18 protein-coding genes are annotated in these 20,080 nt (G+C 74.2%); 10 read left to right on the top strand and 8 right to left on the bottom strand.

Annotation, left to right across the window (positions count from 1 at the left end; translation table 11 throughout):
- Positions 1-14 precede the first annotated feature (14 nt).
- Positions 15-569: an arsinothricin resistance N-acetyltransferase ArsN1 family B gene (locus JUB12_RS08075; protein ID WP_205699102.1), complete on the bottom strand. Its 555-nt coding sequence runs from the start codon at positions 567-569 to the stop codon at positions 15-17.
- Positions 570-595: 26 nt separating this feature from the next.
- Between JUB12_RS08075 and JUB12_RS08070 the strand changes: the two genes are divergently transcribed.
- Both JUB12_RS08070 and JUB12_RS08065 read left to right on the top strand, forming a co-directional pair.
- Positions 596-1,444, top strand: coding sequence for a nuclear transport factor 2 family protein (locus JUB12_RS08070; RefSeq protein WP_205699101.1), 849 nt, complete (start codon positions 596-598; stop codon positions 1,442-1,444).
- Between the two features lie 11 nt (positions 1,445-1,455).
- Positions 1,456-2,412 (top strand): TIGR03557 family F420-dependent LLM class oxidoreductase, encoded by a 957-nt coding sequence (locus tag JUB12_RS08065; protein ID WP_205699100.1) that lies wholly within the window; start codon positions 1,456-1,458, stop codon positions 2,410-2,412.
- Here the strand turns inward: JUB12_RS08065 and JUB12_RS08060 are convergent.
- The 4 genes from JUB12_RS08060 to JUB12_RS08045 all read right to left on the bottom strand — a co-directional run bounded on the left by JUB12_RS08060 (position 2,375) and on the right by JUB12_RS08045 (position 6,661).
- Complete coding sequence (locus JUB12_RS08060) at positions 2,375-3,295, bottom strand: histone deacetylase (RefSeq protein ID WP_205699099.1); 921 nt, start codon at positions 3,293-3,295, stop codon at positions 2,375-2,377. The genes JUB12_RS08065 and JUB12_RS08060 overlap by 38 nt on opposite strands.
- A 301-nt stretch (positions 3,296-3,596) precedes the next feature.
- Entirely contained in the window at positions 3,597-5,579 is a 1,983-nt protein-coding gene (locus JUB12_RS08055) for an SDR family oxidoreductase (protein ID WP_205699098.1), read from the bottom strand.
- A gap of 35 nt (positions 5,580-5,614) precedes the next feature.
- Positions 5,615-6,385 (bottom strand): crotonase/enoyl-CoA hydratase family protein, encoded by a 771-nt coding sequence (locus JUB12_RS08050; RefSeq protein ID WP_205699729.1) that lies wholly within the window; start codon positions 6,383-6,385, stop codon positions 5,615-5,617.
- Between the two features lie 6 nt (positions 6,386-6,391).
- Positions 6,392-6,661, bottom strand: a complete 270-nt coding sequence (locus JUB12_RS08045) for a hypothetical protein (RefSeq protein ID WP_205699097.1) — start codon at positions 6,659-6,661, stop codon at positions 6,392-6,394.
- Positions 6,662-6,687: 26 nt separating this feature from the next.
- Here JUB12_RS08045 and JUB12_RS08040 point away from each other — a divergent pair, with 26 nt between their 5' ends.
- The 3 genes from JUB12_RS08040 to JUB12_RS08030 are packed head-to-tail and all read left to right on the top strand — an operon-like array spanning position 6,688 to position 10,359.
- Positions 6,688-7,422: an enoyl-CoA hydratase/isomerase family protein gene (locus tag JUB12_RS08040; RefSeq protein WP_205699096.1), complete on the top strand. Its 735-nt coding sequence runs from the start codon at positions 6,688-6,690 to the stop codon at positions 7,420-7,422.
- 30 nt (positions 7,423-7,452) lie between these two features.
- The gene (locus tag JUB12_RS08035; RefSeq protein WP_205699095.1) at positions 7,453-9,426 is read left to right on the top strand and encodes an ABC-F family ATP-binding cassette domain-containing protein; all 1,974 of its coding nucleotides are present in this window, start codon (positions 7,453-7,455) and stop codon (positions 9,424-9,426) included.
- Between the two features lie 51 nt (positions 9,427-9,477).
- Positions 9,478-10,359 carry a sugar phosphate isomerase/epimerase gene (locus tag JUB12_RS08030; RefSeq protein ID WP_205699094.1) on the top strand — a complete coding sequence of 294 codons (882 nt, stop codon included), beginning with the start codon at positions 9,478-9,480 and terminating at the stop codon, positions 10,357-10,359.
- Here the strand turns inward: JUB12_RS08030 and JUB12_RS08025 are convergent.
- A complete protein-coding gene (locus JUB12_RS08025) occupies positions 10,356-10,967 on the bottom strand; it encodes a hypothetical protein (protein ID WP_205699093.1) in 612 nt (203 codons plus the stop codon). The genes JUB12_RS08030 and JUB12_RS08025 overlap by 4 nt on opposite strands.
- A gap of 229 nt (positions 10,968-11,196) precedes the next feature.
- On the opposite strand from JUB12_RS08025, the gene JUB12_RS08020 reads away from it, so the two are divergent.
- From JUB12_RS08020 to JUB12_RS08010, 3 genes are read left to right on the top strand one after another with little or no spacing between them, the layout of a single operon-like run.
- A complete protein-coding gene (locus JUB12_RS08020; RefSeq protein WP_205699092.1) occupies positions 11,197-13,479 on the top strand; it encodes a glycosyltransferase in 2,283 nt (760 codons plus the stop codon).
- Positions 13,469-14,626: a glycosyltransferase gene (locus JUB12_RS08015; protein ID WP_205699091.1), complete on the top strand. Its 1,158-nt coding sequence runs from the start codon at positions 13,469-13,471 to the stop codon at positions 14,624-14,626. Before JUB12_RS08020 ends, JUB12_RS08015 begins: the two co-directional genes overlap by 11 nt.
- Positions 14,623-15,315: a DUF2334 domain-containing protein gene (locus JUB12_RS08010; protein WP_205699090.1), complete on the top strand. Its 693-nt coding sequence runs from the start codon at positions 14,623-14,625 to the stop codon at positions 15,313-15,315. Before JUB12_RS08015 ends, JUB12_RS08010 begins: the two co-directional genes overlap by 4 nt.
- Here the strand turns inward: JUB12_RS08010 and JUB12_RS08005 are convergent.
- Together JUB12_RS08005 and JUB12_RS08000 are read right to left on the bottom strand one after the other, a co-directional pair.
- Positions 15,312-17,741, bottom strand: a complete 2,430-nt coding sequence (locus JUB12_RS08005; RefSeq protein ID WP_205699089.1) for a lytic murein transglycosylase — start codon at positions 17,739-17,741, stop codon at positions 15,312-15,314. The genes JUB12_RS08010 and JUB12_RS08005 overlap by 4 nt on opposite strands.
- Positions 17,742-17,853: 112 nt before the next feature.
- The gene (locus JUB12_RS08000) at positions 17,854-18,483 is read right to left on the bottom strand and encodes a DUF47 domain-containing protein (RefSeq protein ID WP_205699088.1); all 630 of its coding nucleotides are present in this window, start codon (positions 18,481-18,483) and stop codon (positions 17,854-17,856) included.
- 115 nt (positions 18,484-18,598) lie between these two features.
- Here JUB12_RS08000 and JUB12_RS07995 point away from each other — a divergent pair, with 115 nt between their 5' ends.
- Both JUB12_RS07995 and JUB12_RS07990 read left to right on the top strand, forming a co-directional pair.
- Positions 18,599-18,958, top strand: coding sequence for a helix-turn-helix domain-containing protein (locus tag JUB12_RS07995; protein WP_205699087.1), 360 nt, complete (start codon positions 18,599-18,601; stop codon positions 18,956-18,958).
- 67 nt (positions 18,959-19,025) lie between these two features.
- Positions 19,026-20,042, top strand: a complete 1,017-nt coding sequence (locus JUB12_RS07990) for a PstS family phosphate ABC transporter substrate-binding protein (RefSeq protein WP_241004461.1) — start codon at positions 19,026-19,028, stop codon at positions 20,040-20,042.
- Positions 20,043-20,080 lie beyond the last annotated feature (38 nt).

Raw genomic sequence — 20,080 nt, 5'->3', positions numbered from 1 at the left:
GCCGCGCCGCTGGGTCAGGAGACCGGTGGATCGAGCTGCGGCAGGGGCACGGGCTCGGCGGGGCGGTCGCCCTGCTCGCCGGGACGCAGGGCGAGCTGCCACCAGCCCACGTCGCGCCAGGCGCCGGCCTTGAAGCCGATGTCGCGGTAGACCCCGACGAGCTGGAAGCCGAAGGCCTCGTGGAGGGCGACGCTGGCGGCGTTGGGGACGGTGATGCCGGCGAGCGCCTGGGTGAACCCCTGGCGCGCGAGGAGGGGCAGCAGGTCGCCGTAGAGCTCGCGGCCGACCCCCTGGCGCTGGTGGGCCTCGTGGACGTAGACGGCGACGTCGACCGCCCAGCGGTACGCGGCGCGGTCGCGGTGCGGGCCGGCGTAGGCGTAGCCGGCGACCTCGCCGTCGCGCTCGGCGACCAGCCACGGGAAGCGCTCGAGGACGCGGCGCATCCGGCCCGCGATCGCCTCGGCGTCGGGCGGGGTCTCCTCGAACGACGCGGCGCCCACGGCGACGTGCGGGGCGTAGGCCGCCGCGCAGGCGGCCGCATCGCGAGTCGGGTCGGCGAGCCGGGCCACGCCTGCAGCTTGCCAAGATGCCCGCGATGGGCGCACGAGAGGTGCTGGACCGCTTCTTCCGGCTCGCGGGGGCCGGCGACGTCGAGGGCCTGGCCGGGCTCTTCCACGAGGACGCCGTGCTCGTGCGCCTCGACGGGGCCGGCGAGGGGCGTGCCGCGGTGCGCGACCACCTGGCGGCGTGGGTCGCGCAGGCGCCCCGGCTCGTCGAGCTCGGCGGCGCGCACGAGGCGCAGGACACGGTCGTCTTCCACGCCCAGCTCGAGCTCGGCGGCCAGGAGGTCCGGATCCACGGGACGTTCGTCCTGCGGGGCGAGCGCATCTGGCGGTGGACCACCGCGCCGTTCCCGTCGGCCTCGGGCCAGGGGCGCGGCGGGCGCACCGCGGTCACCGTCGACCTCGAGCCCTACGCGCCGTGGCCACTGCGTCCCGTGCCCGACGTGCGCTCGGCGGGACGCGAGGTCCTCGGGCCGGTCCTGCTGGAGGTCGTGGCGACGGAGGGCCCGGTGCTCGCCGACTACGCCTACCGCCAGGTCGTGCGGGCCAGCGGCGGCAAGGCGCTGACGTCGATCGCCCGCGCGCCGCTGTCGGGCGCCGCGCACCGGCTGCGCAACGCCGGCGCGATCGAGATGGTCGACGACGACGGCGTCGAGGTGCTGCGTCCGGCGGGCGCCGCGCCGGTGCGCCTGCGCGAGCTCGGGCCGCGCGCCCTGGACGAGGTGCCGCCGTCGGAGCTCGCCGAGCTGGTGCGCCGGCTGCACGCCGCCGGGGCGACCGACCTGCCGCGCGCCGCGCTCGACGCCTACGGGCTCGTGCGCATGACCGGCAAGGCGCAGGAGCTCCTCGCGCGGGCGGTCAGCGTCGCGACCGCCGGGTAGGGCCATGGCCCATGGCCCCCAAGATCGGCGTCTTCCTCTCCGCGGAGGAGCACGGCGCCTCGTTCCTCGTCGAGTCCGCGCGCAAGGCGGAGGCGGCCGGGTTCGAGAGCGCCTGGATCTCCGACCACTTCCACCCCTGGACCCACAGCCAGGGCCAGTCGCCCTTCGTCTGGTCGGTGCTCGGCGGGATCGCGTCCGTGACGTCGAAGCTGCGGGTCCACACCGCCGTGACGGCGCCGACCGTCCGCATCCACCCGGCGATCATCGCCCAGGCCGCGGCGACGACCGCGACGATGTTCGGCCCCGGGCGCTTCGGCCTGGGCGTGGGCACCGGCGAGGCGCTCAACGAGCACATCCTCGGCGACCCGTGGCCCGACGTCTCGACGCGCCTGGACATGCTCGAGGAGGCGGTGGCGATCATCCGCGCGTTGTGGACCGGCGAGGTGGTCAACCACGACGGGACCTTCTACACCGTGGACCGCGCGCGGCTCTTCTCGATCCCGGACGAGGCGCCCCCGATCCACGTCTCGGGCTTCGGGCCCAAGGCGATCTCGCGGGCGGCGCAGATCGGCGACGGGTTCATGACCGTCCAGCCCGACGCCGACGGCGTGCGCCAGTTCCGCGACGAGGGCGGCACGGGCACCGTCCACGGCGGGTTCAAGTGCGTCTACCACGAGGACGAGGCGGAGGCGAGACGGATCGCCCACCGGATCTGGCCCAACGAGGGCCTGGCGGGCGAGCTCGCCCAGCTCCTGCCGATGCCGACGAACTTCGAGGAGGCCTGCGAGCCGGTGACCGAGGAGATGGTCGCCGAGTCGGTGGTCTGCGGCCCCGACCCGGAGCGCTACGTCGAGCAGGTCCGCCAGTTCGAGCAGGCCGGGTTCGACGAGGTCTACGTCAGCCAGATCGGCGACGACGACGACGGCTTCTTCAGGTTCTGGAAGTCGGAGGTCGAGCCGCGGCTGTGAGCGCCCGGGCGACGACGTCGACGGTCTGCGCGTGGATGTCGACGATGTCGTCGACGTCGGGCGCGTAGCCGCCGGCGAGGGTCGCGCAGACGGGGATCCCGGCGGCACGGAGGCGGCCGACGACGAGCGCGTCGCGGTCGCGCAGCCCGTCCTTGGTGAGCGACAGGCGGCCGAGCGCGTCGCCCTCGTACGGGTCGGCGCCGGCGAGGAGGAAGGCGAGGTCGGGCTGCGGGAAGGCCTCGAGCGCCTGGGTGAGGGCGCCGTCGAGGGCGCCGAGGTAGAGGTCGTCGCCGGTGCCGCGCGGCAGCTCGACGTCGAGGTCGGAGGGGATGCGGGTGAAGGGGTAGTTGCGCTCGCACTGGACGCTGAGCGTGAAGGCGTCCGGGTCGGGTCCGAGGAGCTCGGCGGTCCCGTCGCCCTGGTGGACGTCGACGTCGACGACGAGCACCCGCCGGGCGAGGCCCTCGAAGCGCAACGCGTGGGTCGCCACCGCCACGTCGTTGAAGACGCAGTAGCCGCGCGAGGACGAGCGTCCCGCGTGGTGGGTCCCGCCGCCGAGGACCATCCCCGCCCCCAGGCGCAGCGTGTCCCGTGCCGCCTCGACGGTGCCCTGCGTCCCGATCCGCGCGCGGTGCACGAGCTCCGGCGACCACGGCAGGCCGAGCACCCTCTCCTCGCGGCGGTCCAGCGTCCCGTCGCGCATGCGGGCCACGAACGCCGCGTCGTGCACCGCCGTCAGCGCGTCCCAGGCGATCGGCTCGGGCTCGGCGACCTCGTGCCCCCGCGCCTGCGCCCACTCGCGGATCAGCCGGTACTTCGCCAGCGGGTACCGGTGCCCCTCGGGCAGCGGGAACGTCCACCGGTCGTGCGACCACAGCCTCACGTAGGCGGTACGTCCCCCTCCACGCCCCGGCCCACCCCGACGGGGTCAGACCCCGTCGCACGCTCGGGGTCAGACCCCGTCGCACGCTCGGGGTCAGACCCCGTCGCATGCTCGGGGTCAGACCCCGTCGCATCGGTGCCAGGGCCTGTCGCATGCTCGGGGTCAGACCCCGTCGCATCGGTGCCAGGGCCCGTCGCACCGGTGCCAGGGCCTGTCGCGTGCTCGGGGTCAGACCCCGTCGCATGGGTGCCAGGGCTTGTCGCATGCTCGGGGTCAGACCCCGTCGCACCGCCTCAGGCGCCTACCAGTGCACGCCCTTCATGAGGTTGGCCATGGCGATCTGCTCCATGGAGGCCTTCTCGCTCGGGTCCTTCTTGCCCTTGGCCGCCGCCGAGTCCGGGAAGACCTTGTAGGCCATGTGCAGGATCTGGTCGACCGCCTTGGGCGCCAGCGCGTAGGCGACCTCGCCGAACGTCCCCAGCCGCGTGTTGATCTGCTTGGGCTTGGCCCGCAGCGCCTCGCACACGAGGTCGGCCGCCTCGTCGGGCGTGATCGTCGGGAACGAGTCGTAGATCTTCGTCGGCGCGATCATCGGCGTGCGCACGAGCGGCATGTGGATCGTCGTGAACGTGATGCCGTCGCCGACGACCTCCGAGGAGACGACCTTCGTCCACGCGTCGAGCGCCGCCTTGGACGCCACGTAGGCGCTGAAGCGCGGCGGCGAGGTCTGCACGCCGATCGAGCTGACGTTCACCACGTGGCCCGACCCGCGCTCGCGCATGTGCGGCAGCAGCCCCATGACGAGCTTGATCGTCCCGAAGTAGTTGAGCTGCATCGTGCGCTCGAAGTCGTGGAAGCGGTCGAGGCTCAGGACGATCGACCGCCGGATGGAGCGCCCCGCGTTGTTGACGAGCATGTCGATCGCCGGGTGGTCGGCGAGCATGCGGTCGACGAGGTCCTGGATCGAGTCGAGGTCGGTGAGGTCCGCGGAGCAGCAGTACGCCGTCCCGCCGCGGGCCTCGATCTCCGCCTTGGTCTCCTCGAGCTTGTCCATCGAACGGGCGACGAGCAGCGGGATGCCGCCGGCCGCCGCGATCTTGTGCGCCGCCGCCTGGCCGATGCCCGACGACGCGCCCGTGATGACGACGGTCTTGCCGTTGATGGCGCCCTCGAACGAGCGGTCCTTGAAGAGGTCCGGGTCGAGCTCGCGCTCCCAGAAGTCCCACAGCCGGTAGGCGTAGGTGTCGAGCTCGGGGACCTCGATGCCGCTGCCCTCGAGCGCGCGCTCGGTGTCACGCGTGTCGAACTGGCACTTGAACGAGACCTCGCCGAGGATCTGGTGCGGGATCCCGAAGTCGGCCAGCAGCGAGTTGCGCACGCCCTGCGCCGCCGGGAGCTTCATGAGCATCGAGATCGTGCCCTTGGGCAGGGCGTCGATCAGGCGCTTGTCGACGCGCATCGCCAGCTGCGGCGCGTGCGCGGCCTTCGAGAACGCGTTGAGCACGTCGCCCGAGCGCTGGCCCTTCGGGTGCGTGAGGTGGAACGCGCGGCCGTCGAGGTCGGGCAGGTGGGCGATGTGGTCCATCGCCTTGGCGACGAAGTCGACCGGGACGATGTTCGTGTAGCCCAGCTCGGGGCCGATCAGCGGCGCCCACTCGGGCAGCATCGCCCGCAGCTTCTGGATGAGCTTGAAGAGGTAGTAGGGCCCGTCGATCTTGTCCATCTCGCCGGTCTGGGAGTGGCCGACGACGATCGCGGGACGGAAGACGCGCCACGGCACCCGCGCGTGGTCGCGCACGAGCTTCTCGGACTCGAACTTCGTGCGGTGGTAGGGCGTCGGGAGCTTCTGGCCCTCGTCGAAGAAGTCCTCGCGGAACAGGCCCTTGAAGTGGCCCGCGACCGCGACGGAGCTCGTGTGGTGGAAGTGGCCGACGTCGAGGTGGTTGGCCAGGGAGACCGCGTTCTTGGTCCCCGTGACGTTCATGCGCTCGTTGACCTCGTCGCCCGCCGTGAGGTCGTAGATCGCCGCCAGGTGGAAGAGGTGCTCGACCTTGCCCTTGTGCGCGTCGATCCAGCCCGGGTCGACCCCGAGGTCCGGCTCGGCCAGGTCGCCCACGACCGGCGTGACGCGGTGGCCCTCCGGCCACTGGGCGATCAGCGCCTCCAGGCGCTGGCGCGAGCCCTCGCGGACCAGGGCGAAGACCTCACCCTCGCGGTTGCGCAGCAGCTCCTCGACCAGGTGCCGCCCGATGAAGCCCGTGGCTCCAGTGACGAAGTACGTCATGCCCAGATCCTCTCTCCCAGGGAACGCGGGCGATCCTACCCGCGGACACCCGATGCGCCGCGACCCTGACCATCGGCGAACCGCGCGGCGCCCTGCTGGGCGGCGCGGTACGTGGCGGGGCCGCTGCGCGCCTCGAGGGCGAGACCCTCCTCGAGGGGGTGCCCGAAGCTCGCCAGGAGCGCGGCGCGGTCGGCGAGCATGGTCTCCTGCGGGAAGGCCGCGAGCTCGTCGGCGAGCTCGACCGCCCGGTCGACGACCGAGCGCCCCTCGGGGAGGACCTCGGTCAGCAGGCCCATGCCGTGGGCCTCGCGCGCGTCGATGACCCGCCCGGTGAGGACGAGGTCCAGCGCACGGCCCTGCCCGACGATCCGCGGCAGCCGCTGGGTGCCGCCGTCGACGAGCGGGACGCCGAAGCGCCGCTCGGTGCAGCCCAGTCGCGACGTCTCGCTGGCGAGCCGCAGGTCGCACCACAGCGCCAGCTCGAAGCCGCCGGCGACGCACCAGCCGTCGATCGCGGCGATCGTCGGCTTGGACGGCGTCAGCCGCGTGAAGCCCAGCGGCCCGCCCTCGGACTCGAGCCGGGGACCCAGCGTGGCGATCGCCGTGAGGTCCGCGCCGGCGCAGAACGCGACGCCGCCGGCGCCGGTCAGGACCAGGACGCGGGCGTCGTCGTCGGCCTCGAAGCGGTGGAAGCCGGCCTCGAGCGCCTCGGCCGTGGGGCCGTCGACCGCGTTGCGGCGCGCGGGGCGGTCGATCGTGAGGACCGCCGCCGCGCCGCGGCGCTCGTAGCGGACCTCGTCAGACAGGGCGACCTACCAGCCGCCGGACCAGCGCTGGGCGCCGCCGCGGGCCTTGATCGAGGCCTTCTTGGCGTCCTTGCGCTTGTCCAGGCGCCACTGCAGCAGGCTCATCAGCAGGATGAACAGCGGGAAGAACGCGATGACGATGAACCCGAAGTTCGTCACGACCTTGTCGTTCGTCTCGCCGTAGAGCCCCTCGCCGCTGGCCTGGGCGAACGCCGCAGGGGCCGTGAGGGCGAGCAGGGAGACGGTGAGGACCAGGGACGAGGTCAGGCGGCGCATCGGGGCTCATCGTATAGAACGCGGGCGTGGGACAGACGCTCCAGGAGGACCGCCCGGACGACGGCATCGCGGTGCTGCGCCTCGACCGCCCGAAGGCGCGCAACGCCATGGACCGGAGGATGCTCACGGAGCTGCTCGAGGCGCTCGACCGGCTCGCCGCCGACGACGGCCTGCGGGCCCTCGTGTTCTCCACGACGGACGTCACCGCGCTGTGCGCCGGCGCCGACACGCGCGAGCCGCTCACCAAGGAGCAGGGCGTCGAGCGCATGGAGGCCTTCGCCCGCCTCTACGCGGCCGTCGAGGCGTTCCCCGCGCCGACGATCGCCGTGCTGGTCGGCAACTGCGTCGGCGCGGGCGCCGAGCTCGCCACGGGCTGCGACCTGCGCGTCGGCGGCGACAACCTCAAGCTCGCGTGGCCGGGCGGGCGCCTCGGCGTCCCGGTCGGGCCCGCGCGGCTCGTGCCGCTCGTCGGGCTGGCGCGCGCGAAGGAGCTCGTCTTCTCCGGTCGCGTCCTCGGGATGGACGACGCGCGCGAGCTCGGCCTCCTGGCCCGCTGCGCCCCCGCCGCCGAGGCCGAGGACGCCGCCGTCGACCTGGCCCGCGGGATGGCCCAGTTCCCCGCCGAGGGACTGCGGCGCATGAAGGGCCTGTTCCGCGACTACGAGGGGACCGCCTACCGCGTCGCGCGCGAGAACGCGATCCTCGTCGACTGGCAGACCCACGGGGCCGGGCTGCCCCAGGGCGCGTCGCCGACGACGTAGCCAGCCCCTGGGACCTACCCTGGGGGAGAGATGGCCGTCGTCATCGCCTCCGACCTCGCCAAGGACATGTCCGGCACGCCGCTGCTGCGGGGCGTGTCGTTCAAGCTCGAGCGCCGCGACCGCATGACGATCGCGGGGCGCAACGGCGCGGGCAAGACGACGCTGCTGCGGATGCTCGCTGGCGAGACGTCGGTCGACGGCGGCGAGCTCGTCTTCACCAAGGGCGTCCGGGTCGCCCTGCACGACCAGCGCCCGCCGCGCGAGCGGGACGTCACGCTGCGCGACTACGTCCTGTCCGGCCGTCAGGAGCCGCTGGAGCTCGAGGCCGAGCTGCGGCGCCTCGAGGAGGCGATGGCGTCGGGCGACGAGACGGTCTACGACGCCTACGCCGAGACGACCGCGCGCTTCGAGGCCGTTGGCGGCTACGGCTGGCGCGACCGCGTCCTGCACTACGTCCACGGCCTGCAGTTCACCGACGCCGACCTCGACCGCCAGCTGTCGACCTTCTCCGGCGGCCAGCTCACGCGTGCGTCGCTCGCGCGCGCCCTCGCCGCCGAGGCCGACCTGCTGCTCCTGGACGAGCCCACCAACCACCTCGACATCGAGTCGCTCGAGTGGCTCGAGGAGACCCTGAACGGGCTCGAGAGCGCGATCGTCCTCGTCGCCCACGACCGCTGGTTCCTCGAGGCCGTCGCCACCTCGGTGCTCGAGGTCGAGGCGGGCCGCACCCGCTTCTTCAAGGGCACGTGGTCGCAGTGGCGCAAGGAGTCGGCCGCCCGCGAGCTCGCCCTGGGCCGCGCGATCGAGAAGCAGGAGGCCGAGATCGCGCGCATGGAGAAGTTCGTCGAGCGCTTCCGGGCCAAGGCGACGAAGGCCCGCCAGGCGCAGTCGCGCGTCAAGGCGCTCAACAAGGTCGAGCGGATCTCGCGCGACCCCAAGGACCAGCGCACGATGGGCTTCGAGTTCAAGAAGCCCGAGCGCTCGGGCCGCGTGATCTTCGAGCTGGAGGACGGGCGCATCGAGGTCGGCGAGGGCGAGCGGCGGCGGGTGCTGCTCGACGACGCCGAGATGTGGCTCGAGCGCGGCGAGCACGTCTCGCTCGTCGGCGCCAACGGCACGGGCAAGACCACGCTCATCACCGCGCTGGCCGGCGAGCGGCCGCTGGACGGCGGGCGCCTGCGCATCGGCCACAACGTCCAGGTCGGCTTCCTCTCCCAGCACGCCGAGGAGCTCGCGGCCGGCAACGCCCGGACGGTCATCGAGGCGGCGATCAAGCGCACGGGGCTGACGCCCAACGAGGCGCGCGCGCTGCTCGGGCGCTTCCTGTTCAGCGGCGAGGACGCCGAGAAGCAGCTCGAGACGCTCAGCGGCGGCGAGCGCCGGCGGCTCGGCCTCGCGGTCCTCGTGGCCAGCGGCGCGAACGTCCTGATCCTCGACGAGCCGACCAACCACCTCGACATCGAGTCGCGCGAGGCGCTCGAGGACGCGCTGCGCTCGTTCCCCGGCACGCTGCTGCTGGTGTCCCACGACCGCGCGCTGCTGGACGCCGTCGGCACGCGCACCATCGCCGTCGAGCGCGGGCAGCTGCGCTCCTACGTGGGTGGCTGGCAGGAGTACTGGCGCGTGCGCGAGGAGCGCAAGGCCGCGGGGGAGGACCCGGCGGCCCGCGAGCCCGTGCCGGCCGCGCCCAAGCCCAAGCCCGCCGCGACGCCCGCTCCCGCGAAGGCCGAGGCGCCCACCGCCAACGGCAACGGCAACGGCGCCGCGGCACCCAAGGCCAAGGCGCCGTCGAAGAACGCGGTGAAGCAGACCGAGAAGCTCGAGCGCGCCGTCGAGCACGCCGAGGCGGAGCTGGCCCGCGTCGAGGAGGAGCTCGCCGACCCCTCCGCGTGGGCGACGAAGTACGAGACGGCGAAGTCGCAGGCCAGGCACACGGCGGCCAAGCGCGCCGTGGAGGACGCCTACGCCAAGCTCGAGGAGCACCTCGAGCGCACCGAGGCCTGACCGCCGCTCACAGGGCTTTCACCTGCAGATGACCGGGCAGGAGCATCGTCCATGGCGATGGCGCTCGACGACCGGCTCGGCCTCAACGTCCACCGCGACCAGTGGGCGACCCCGGCGCTGCTGAAGTCCTACGAGGCGGCGGGCTTCGCCTGGGTCCAGGTGCACACGCCGCCCAAGGAGATGCTCGCCCAGCGCGAGCCGGCGCTGCGCCACGCTCGCGCGCTGCGCGCGGGCCTGGCGACGACGGGCCTGCGCCTCGTGCTCCACGGGCCCGACGACCTCTCGGCGGGGACCGAGGCCGGCGACCGCGCGCTCGACGGGCTGCTCGACTACGCCCGCGAGGCGGGTGCCGAGCTCGTGGCCTACCACGGGCTGAACGTCACGGTCGGCGACGAGGCGCCCGCGCGGGCGGCGGCCGAGGAGGTCGCGCTGCGCCGCGCGGCGGGTCGTGCCGAGGCGCTCGGCGTCACGCTCGCCGTCGAGAACCTGGCCCCGGTGTGGCCGGGCACCGACCGCCTGTGCCACGACGCGCTCGCCGTCCGCGACCTCGTGCGCCGGGTGGACTCCCCTGCGGTCGGGATGCTGCTGGACCTCGGCCACGCGCACCTCATGAGCTCGATCGAGCGCCACGACCTGGCGACGGTCGTGCGCGCGTGCCGCAGCGAGGTCGTCCTCCTGCACGTGCACGACAACCTCGGCGCGCGGCGCAACGACCTCGACCAGCCGGGCATCGACCCGGTGAAGCTCGACCTCCACCTCGCACCGGGCGCCGGCTGCCTGCCCTGGGACGCCGTCGTCGGGCTCCTGCGCGACCACGACGCGCCGCTCATGCTCGAGGTCGAGCGCTCCTACGTGTCCGACCCGTCGCGGGTGCGGGCGACGACCCTGGACCTCCTGCGCCGCGGCGGCGTCGCCGCGACGGCGAAGGCCTAGGACCCGCCGCGGCGCACGGCGCCGCGGACCATCGCGAGCGCCGCCTTCGGGAGGTCCACGCGGCTCTTGGCGATGGCGGTGTCGATCGCCGCGCCCGCGCCCGACACCAGCGTCGGCCCGTGGCCGACGAGCAGCGCCTGCGCGTCGGCGTGACGGCGCAGGCCCTTGGGCGGCAGGCCGCGCAGGAACGGGTGGACGCCCGCGGCGCGGCCCGCCGCGAAGTACGGCGCCGTGCCGAGCGCCTCCGAGACGACGAGCGCCCGGCGCGCCGGCCACCAGAGGCGCAGCTCGCGCCAGCCCGGCACCCAGACGGTGCGATGGACCTCGAACGGCGCACCCGCCGGTGCCGTCTCCGGCAGGCGGTGGAAGGGGACGCCCAGGCGCTGGGCCAGCGCGTCCCCGTCGCGGTTGTGGCGGTCCAGCAGCTGGAGGACGCCCGCCGGCTCCCCGAGCGGCTCGACGGCCGCCAGCGCCTCCGGCGCGTCGACGGGGTCGACGAGCCACACCCGCCCGTCGTCCACGAGGGCGTGCGACGAGCGCTGCATGAGCTCGTCGGCCACTGTCCACGTCACCGCGAAGCCCAGCCGGTCGTCCACCTCGATGCGCATGGCGACAGCCTGCCCCACCACGCTCGGGGTCAGACCCCGTCGTCCTCGTTCCGCGCTCGGGGTCAGACCCCGTCGCTGCGGTTCCGTGCTCGGGGTCAGACCCCGTCGCTCCGGTTCGCCCCCGGACCTTCACGGGCCTGTCACAGCAGCGTGGCGCCTTGTTCACGAGAAGCCCCTGCAACCACGCGATCTTCGGCGGCGAGGAGAACGCGATGCAGAGGAGAGCGTGATGTCCCACCAGACCAGCCGGGCCGACCTGCACTGCCACTCGACCGCGTCGGAGCTCAGCAAGCTCGGCGTCCAGCGGGCCCTCGGCCTGCCGGAGTGCGCGACGCCGCCGGAGGAGGTCCTCGAGCTCGCGCAGCGGCGCGGGATGGACTTCATCACGATCACCGACCACGACACGATCGACGGGGTCCTGCAGATCGCCGACGACCCCCGCGTCTTCCTCTCGGAGGAGGCCACGCTGTGGTTCAAGGGCGAGCCCCAGGCCGTCCACGTGCTCTGCCTGGGCATCACGCCCGACGACCACGAGTGGATCCAGGCGCACAACCACGACGTCGAGCTCGTCGCCGAGGAGCTCCAGGAGCGCGGCGTCACCTGCGCGCTGGCCCACCCCTTCTACGCGGTCGAGGCGCCCCTGACCCCGCGCCACCGCCGGCGCCTCGCCCAGCTCTTCCCGATCTGGGAGACGCGCAACGGCTCGCGCGCCCGGGAGCTCAACGCCCCGGCCGCGGTCTACATCGAGACCCACGGCGGCACGGGCGTCGCGGGCTCCGACGACCACGCGGGCGTCGACATCGGCCGGACGTTCACCGAGGTGCCGCGCTGCGCCACCCCCGAGCAGTTCCTGCACCACATCCGCGAGGGTCGCGCCGCCGCCCGCGGCGACCAGGGCAGCGCCGCGAAGTGGGCGCACGCGGCGATGGCCATCGCCGTCCGGGCGCTCGGCCGCGGCGACCGCGACGTCGGCGGGCCCAACCCCCTGGCCATCTTCAAGATGGTCGACCGGATCATGCGTGAGGGCGACGCCCGGCGCGGGGCGATCGGCGCCGACCTCGCCCCCGACGACGCCCGCGCGCTGCTGCGGGCCTGGCTGGACGCGGTCGGCCTCGAGGGCGACACGGCGACGCTCCTGGCCCGCCTGCAGGACGACGGCTTCCGCCACGACGACCTCTTCCGCAAGGCCCGCGCGGCGCACGAGCGCGCGCTGGCCGGGGTCGCCAAGCGCGTCACGCAGACCGTGCCGACGCCCGCCACCGGCCTGGCCGACGCGGTCGCCGTGTTCGACGCCTGCATCCCGGCGATCCCCTACGCGCCGGCGGCGGCCTTCCTCGGCCGCGAGAAGGCCAAGCTCACCGGCCGCGACGGCGAGCCCCAGCGGGTCGCGCTGGTGGTCGACGGCGTCGGCTCGATGCACGGCGTCACCCACACGCTGGACGAGCTGCGCCAGCGCGGCGTCCCGGGCTTCGAGGTCGAGGTCGTCACCACCGACGCCATGGCCGACCGCCGCCTCGGCGCCGTCGCCGACGTCGAGGTGCCCTTCTACCCCGGCCTGCAGGTCGGCGTCCCGTCGCTGCCCGGCGTCGTCGAGGTCCTCGCCGAGGGCCGCTACGACCTGGTGCACGTCTGCTCGCCCGGCCCGGCCGGCATCGTCGCGAGCCTCGTCGCCCGGATCATGGACGTCCCGGTGCTGGGCAGCTACCACACGGAGCTCGCGACCTACACGGCCATGCGCACGGCCGACCCGGGGCTCGAGGCGCTCGCCCGCCAGGCGGTCGCCGCCTTCTACGGCCAGTGCCAGGTCGTGCTGTCGCCGAGCCCGGCCAGCGACGAGGTCCTGCGCGAGCTCGGGATCCCCGAGGAGGCCGTGGGCCGCTGGGACCGCGGCGTCGACGTCACGCGCTTCTCGCCGGCCCACCGCACGCCGGGCCTGCTGCGCGAGGGCGCGGTCAACGTCCTCTACGCCGGCCGCCTGACCCACGAGAAGGGCGCCGACCTCCTGGCCGACGCCTTCCTCGCCGCCCGGGCGCACGACCCGCGGCTGCACCTCAACCTCGCCGGCGGCGGGCCCGAGGAGGCGGTCCTGCGCGAGCGCCTCGGCGAGCACGCCACGTTCCTCGGCTGGCTGGACGGCGACGACCTCGCGCGGGCCTACGCCAGCGCCGACGTCTTCCTCTTCGCCAGCCGGACCGACACCTTCGGGCAGGTCCTGCTCGAGGCGCAGGCCAGCGGCCTGCCGGTCGTGGCGGTCGCCGAGGGCGGCCCGTGCTCGATCGTCACCGACGGCGTCAGCGGGCGGCTGTGCCCGGCCGACGCCCAGCGCCTCGGCGCGACGGTCGCCGACCTCGCCCGCGATGGCGACCAGCGTGCCCGCCTGGCCCGCGGCGGCCTGGACGCGGTGACCCACCGGACCTGGGAAGCGGCCCTCGGCCGCCTGGCCGAGGGCTACCGGCGGGCGCTGGCCCCGCAGGCCGCGGCCGCCGAGCAGGAGGCGCTCCGTGCCGCTTGAGCGGCGCACCGACGGCGCGACGGCGACGCTCGAGCGGCGTCCCCGCCCAGCCCTGCGGCTGGTGCCCCAGCCGCCGCTGCGGGTCGTCGACGTCGCCGCGTTCTACGGCGAGCGCTCGGGCGGGATCCGCACCTACCTCGACGCCAAGCGCGCGTTCGCGGCCCAGCACCGCGACGTCCTCGACCACCACGTCATCGTGCCGGGCCCCAAGGAGCGCCACCACCCCGACGGCCGCCACGAGCTGCGCTCCCTGCGGATCGTGGCCACCAACGGCTACCGCGTCCCGCTCTCGATCAAGGCGCTCACGCGCACCATCGGCGCCCTGCGCCCGGACGTCGTGCTCCTCCACGACGCGTTCTGGGGCCCCGTCGACGCGACCGCCGCCGCCCACGCGGTCGGCGCGAAGGTCGTGGCGGTCCACCACGCGTCAGCCGAGCTCGAGGCCGCCGGCCTGCCGGGCCCGACGAAGCTCTACGGCCCGCCGCTGCGCGTCTGGATGCGCCACGCGCACCGCCCGGTCGACGCGCTGATGAGCGTCGTCGACACCTCCCACGACACCGGCCGCACCGCGACCCTGCCGCTCGGCCTGGGCGTCGACCCGGTCTTCCGGCCCCAGCCTGCGGTGCGCCGCGGCGACGGGGTCCTCTACGTCGGGCGGCTGGCCCGCGAGAAGGGGATCCTCCGGCTGCTCGACGCCGCGGCGGTCGCCCGCCGGCCGTGGCCGCTGCGGCTCGTGGGCAGCGGGCCGCTCGAGGATCGGATCATGGCCCGCGCCGAGCGCCTGGGCATCGCCGACCGCGTCGCGATCCAGCCCTTCGTCAGCGACCGGGCGCGCCTCGCCCGCATGTTCGCCGGCGCGGGCTGCGTCGTCCTGCCCGGCGAGCACGAGACGTTCGGCCTCGTCGCCCTCGAGGCCGGCTGCAGCGGCACCCGCGTCGTGACCTGCGACACCGCCCCGGCGCACCTGGCGCTCGAGGGGCTGTGCCACACGTTCCCGCCGGGGGACACGGAGGGCCTGGAGGTCGCGATCGACCGCGCGCTGCACGGCCGCGTCGACCACCTCCGCGCGGCGCGCCTGGGCGAGGAGCACCGGTGGGACCGGCTCTTCGCCACCGAGGTCGACGCGCTGCGGGACCTCGTGCGATGACCGGGCCGGGGCGCATCGCGGTCGCCCTGCACGACGTCGAGCCGCGGACCTTCGACCGGTGCGCGCTCATCCGCGACTGGCTCGACGACCACGGCGTCGACCGCGTGACGCTCCTCGTCATCCCCGCGCCGGACCTCCACCCGTTCCACGACCGCCGGCCCGAGATGGTCGACTGGCTCGCCGAGCGCGCCCGTGGCGGCGACGCGATCGCCCAGCACGGCCTCGAGCACCGCCAGGCGCGCCGGGCCGGCAACCGCGTGTCCGAGTTCCGGGGCCTCGACGAGGTCGAGACGCGCCGCGCCGTCGACGCCGGCCGCCGCGTCCTGCGCCTCGCCGGCGTCCAGCCCCAGGGCTTCGTGGCGCCGGGCTACGCGTACACGCCCGCGCTGCGGGCGACGCTCGACGCGCGCTTTCGCTGGTGGGCCTCGCTGCGCGCCGTGCACCGGGCGGCGGGCGACGCGACGCGCTCACCCGCCATCGGCCTGGGGACCTCGGACGCCGTCAGGCGCCTGGCCTCCCCGACGCTCGTGCGGGCGGGCGGCCTCTTCGCCGGCGAGCTCCTGCGCCTCGACCTGCATCCGGCCGACCTCGAGCGCCGCCGCCACGTGCAGGCGCTGGAGCGCGTCCTGCGCGGCGCGCGCCGGCGCGCCGCGGTGACCTACGACGAGCTCGCCGCCGGGACGGCCTAGTCGCCGCGGCCGTCGACCAGCCGGGCGTCTCCGGGCTGGGGGACGGCGGGGTTCTTGATCTCGCCGAGCCGGTCGATGAGCTTGATCCACTGCTCGGGCTTGAGCACCGCGTCGAACTTCTGCGTGGCGTTCGGGTCCGCGGGCTGGAAGCCGACGTGGATGTGGTCGGCGTGGTCGGGCAGCGAGAAGGTGTTGTCCGCGCCCTCGAAGGTCATCAGGGAGATGATCTGCGCGGGCTTCATCGTGCCCTGCAGCGTCAGCAGGCGGCGGATCGCCATCTCGGTGACCGAGCCCGGGCCCTGGTGGCCGAGGATCGGGATGCCGTTGACCTGCGCGATGTCGACGGCGTTGCCCGAGACGTGGTGCGAGACGTTGCCCGACGCGGTGTAGACGCCGTGGCCGCAGCGCAGCGAGGTGACGCTCGGGCGCAGGCCGCCCGCGGCGAGGTACTCGAGCGTCGCCAGCACGCGGCGGTCGATGACGCCGGCCTGCACGTCGCGCCGGCCGCACTCGTAGAGGTCGATGCGCGGGTTGGCGAGCACGCGGCGCTGGAGGTCCTCCTTGCTCATGAGCAGGACCTGGCCGATGGGCGCGCCGCTCTCGCCCAGCAGCGGGTTGCGCCCGGCCGCGCGGTAGACCGCGGTGGACTCGAGGAGCTTCCAGCCGTCGAGGATCGGCTTGGGGTCGATGCGCGGGGCACCGCGCCCGGCGGGGCGGATCTCGAAGCGCAGGTGCGGCGCGCGCCCGGCGGCCTTGCCGCCGATGCGGGCCAGCACGGTGCCGGCGACGACCTTGGCGCCCTTGCGCAGCGGCTTGAACTCGACCTCGTCGCGGTCGAGGCCCAGGCGCTCGGCGTCCAGCGGCTCGTAGACCTCGGTCGGCGCGAGCTGGTCGCGCCCGCCGGCGGTGTAGGCGCGCGGGCGCCGCGGGTGGGCGAAGAGGCGCTCCTTGGGCTCGGCCTCGCCGGGCGCGACGGCCATGGGCGGCGCGACCGTCGACGTCGCGGCCGCGGCCTGGACGGTGGTCGGCGACGTCGCCGGCGCGGCCTTGCCCTTGGCCTTGCCGAGGTCCTTGGGCACCGGGTAGGACCGGACGACCTCGCCGAGGTGCCCGTACGTGTAGGTGTTGCCGTAGACGTCCTGGAGCTTGAGGTAGCGGCCCAGGCGCTTCGTGTGCCCGACGGCGAGGACCTTGCCGTCCTGCACGGCGACGACCGGGGAGCCGGCGTCGGCGAAGACGTCGATGCCCCGGCGGCCGGCCTGGGCCTCCACCGGGATCGCGGCGTTGCGGCCCTCGGCCACGCGGCGCCGGGCGTCGGCGGCGCGCAGGTCGTCGGCGTAGCGCGCGGTGGCGTGGACGGGGAAGCGCCCCTGCGTGAGGCCGGTGAGCGAGCCGACGAGGTCGGCGGGCAGGCCGCCGATGAGGCGGGCGCGCAGGAGGACGGAGTCGACGTACCAGTCGGCGTGGTTGTAGGCGAAGACCGCCTTGCGCAGGTCGGTCTCGGCGCCGGCGGCCTTGAGGTAGCGGGCGGCGGCGAAGATCGCGTCGACCGGGTTGTACGGGTCGCGCTTGCCGTCGCGGTTGGCGTCGGTGCCGTAGGCCTTCCACGTCGACGGCATGAACTGCATCCAGCCCAGGGCGCCGGCGGAGGAGACGTTGAGGTTGCGGCCGTAGTCGGTCTCGATCTCGTTGATCGCGGCCAGGACCTCCCAGCGGATGCCGTACTGGATGCCCGCGGCCTGGTAGATCGGCAGCAGGAACGGCGGGATCCGGAACTTCTCGATGAAGAAGTTCGGCACCCCGATCGGCGCGGGGCCCGGGAGGGCCTCGGTGAAGGTGGGGTCGGCGGGCGTCGGCGTGCCGTCCGGGCGGCGGATGCGCGCGCGGCGGTCGCGGCGCTCGCGCGCGTCGTCGGGCGCGCACTCCGGGTGCTCGCGGAAGTACTTGCGGCGGTCGGCCTTCGAGAGCTCCCGGACGAACCACCGCGGCATGCACTCCTCGGCGGTCTTCGTCGAGCGCGAGCTCGACCGGCGCTCCTCGCGCGCGTCCTGCTGGCGCTCCAGGGACGGGCCGGCGTCGCCCTTCGCGGGCGACGCGGGCTCGTCGTCCTCGGGCCCGGGCTGGACCTCGACCTTCGCGGCGGGGGGCTTCGCGCCGCGCGGGGCGTCGTCGCCCGAGGGCGTCGTCGTCGCCGGCGTGGTGCTGGCCGGCGCGGTGGTGGGGGCGGGCGTGGTCGCGGCGGGCGCGGGGACCGGCGTGGTCGCGCCCGGCGCCTGGCGTCCGGCCTCCTTGGACGGCGCGGCCGCCTGGGGCCCGTCGTCCGCGGGCTGCTCGTCGGCCGCGACGGGCAGGACGCCGCCGCCGAAGGCAGCCAGGAACGCCCCGGCCGTAGCCAGCGTGCCCGCTGCTCGCTTGTGCGATGCCACTTGGTGCAACCCCCCACGTGTCGGCGCGCCGCGCTTGGCCCCTGCGGCACGAGACCCCGTCAGTGTGGCGGATGCACCGGATCCTTGTCCAGCTGTGCAAGTCCGCGGGCGGTCAGCGGCGGCGCTTGAGGGAGATGCCCTCGAGCACGTGCGCGACCGTCTCGCAGGCGTCGACGCTCTGCTCGAGCAGGTCGAAGACGTCCTTCCAGCGGATGACGACCATCGGGTCGATCCCGCCCGCGAACAGCGACGCCACCGCGTCGCGGCTGATCCGGTCGCCCTCGTTCTCCAGGCGGTGGATCTCGACGAGGTGCGGGCCGAGCTCGCTGCCGTCGCTCAGGCTCTCGAGCGCCCGGGCGACCTGCTCGCCGGCCCCGACGAGGACCTCCGCGAGGGCGCCCGCCTGCTCCATGGGCGCCTCGATGCCGTAGATCGAGAGCGTGTCGGCCGTCTGCTCGGCGTAGTCGACGACGTCGTCGAGCGCCGTGGCGAGCTGGTGGCCGTCGCCGATCTCGAACGGGACGTTGCCCGAGCCGCCGCCGTCCAGCCGGTGGATGACGTCGTGGGTGATGCGGTCGCCCTCCTGCTCGCACGCGCGGAGCTCCTGCGCGAGCTCGGAGCGCTCGGGCCAGTCGACCAGCAGATCGCGCAGCAGGACCGTCGCGCGCTGGATGTTGCGCCCGGCCTCCTCGAGCAGCCCGAGGGTCACCGGGTCGTAGGCAGCGCGCGTGAACAGCCCCATCGGCGGCAGCGTAGGGAGGCCCCAGGGCGTCCGTGGCCGCTGTTCACAGGACCTTCACGGCCGGTTCACGGGCCGGTAGCAGCGCGGACAGCGCCCGCCGCCACGCTGCCTGCCGATGGCGATGGAGATCGACGCCGAGGTCCTGCAGGCGGGGGAGATCGAAGTGCGTCCGGCCGACGGGCTCGTGTCCGCGGGCGGCCGCGTCCTCAACCTCTCCGTCCGGGAGTTCCAGCTGCTCGTGGCGCTCATGCGCCACGCGGGGCGGATCGTCTCCCGGGAGGACCTGCACCGCCTCGTGTGGGGAGGGGAGCTTCGCCGCGGCGACCGCTCCATCGACGTCTACGTCCACAAGCTGCGCGTGAAGCTCGAGGCAGCCCTCCCGGACCTCACCTGCATCCACACGCACGTGGGGTTCGGCTACCGGCTGGCTCCAGAACGTTCACCGCGCTTTCACAACGAGGGCACCGCTCGGTGACACAACTGCGGTGGCGCGACAGCCACCGTGCCGGGCGACCCTGATGAGCAGACAGAGGAGTGCACACGTGAGGACCCGTTCCTTCGCCGCCGTGGTCACGGCGGGCGTGCTGGCCTTCGGCGTCGCCGCCTGCGGTGACGACGACGACAGCACCAGCAGCGCCTCCGGCGGTGGCGACACCACGGAGCAGACGACCGAGCAGCTCTCGGGCAAGGTCAACATCGACGGCTCGTCGACGGTGGCGCCGTTCGCCCAGGCGGCGGCCGAGCTCTTCAACGAGGAGCAGCCCAACGTCCAGGTGACGGTCGGCACGTCGGGCACCGGCGGCGGCTTCGAGAAGTTCTGCGCCGGCGAGACCGACATCTCGGACGCCTCGCGCGCCATCGAGGACGACGAGAAGGAGGCCTGCGAGAAGGGCGGCGTCTCCTACGGCGAGATCCAGGTCGCCAACGACGGCATCGCCGTGGTGACCAACAAGGACCTCGCGGTCGACTGCCTCACGACGGGCGAGCTCAAGAAGATCTGGAACAAGGGCTCCAAGGTCTCCTCGCTGGCCGACGTCAAGAGCGGCCTGCCGGACACCAAGCTGTCGCTCTACGGCCCCGGCACCGACTCGGGCACGTTCGACTTCTTCACCGACGAGATCAACGGTGAGGAGGGCGTCACCCGCGAGGACTACGAGGCCTCCGAGGACGACAACGTCCTGGTCACGGGCGTCTCGAGCGACGCCGGCGGCCTGGGCTACTTCGGCTTCTCCTACTACGACCAGAACCAGGACAAGCTGAACCTGGTCGGCGTCCAGGAGGAGGGCGGCGAGTGCGTCAAGCCGTCGGCCGAGACGATCCAGGACGGCTCCTACAAGCCGCTGGCCCGTCCGCTGTTCATGTACCCGTCCTCGAAGGCGCTCGCCCGCCCGGAGGTCAAGGCGTTCATGGAGTTCGTCATCGAGAACCAGCAGCAGATCGCCGAGGCGGCCAAGATCGTCGCGCTCACCGAGGCGCAGGCCGGCGAGGCCCGCACCGAGCTGACGAACGCCGAGTCCGGCGCCGCCGGCGGCTCGGGCACGACGACGGACGCCCAGTAGGCACCTGATGCGCGACCGCCCGACGAGGAGGACGACGT

The organism is Conexibacter sp. SYSU D00693, assembly GCF_017084525.1.
In the GTDB taxonomy this organism is placed as follows: Bacteria; Actinomycetota; Thermoleophilia; order Solirubrobacterales; family Solirubrobacteraceae; genus Baekduia.
The sequence above is the reverse complement of the archived record's forward strand: the minus strand, read 5'-3'. Positions and strand labels throughout refer to the sequence as shown.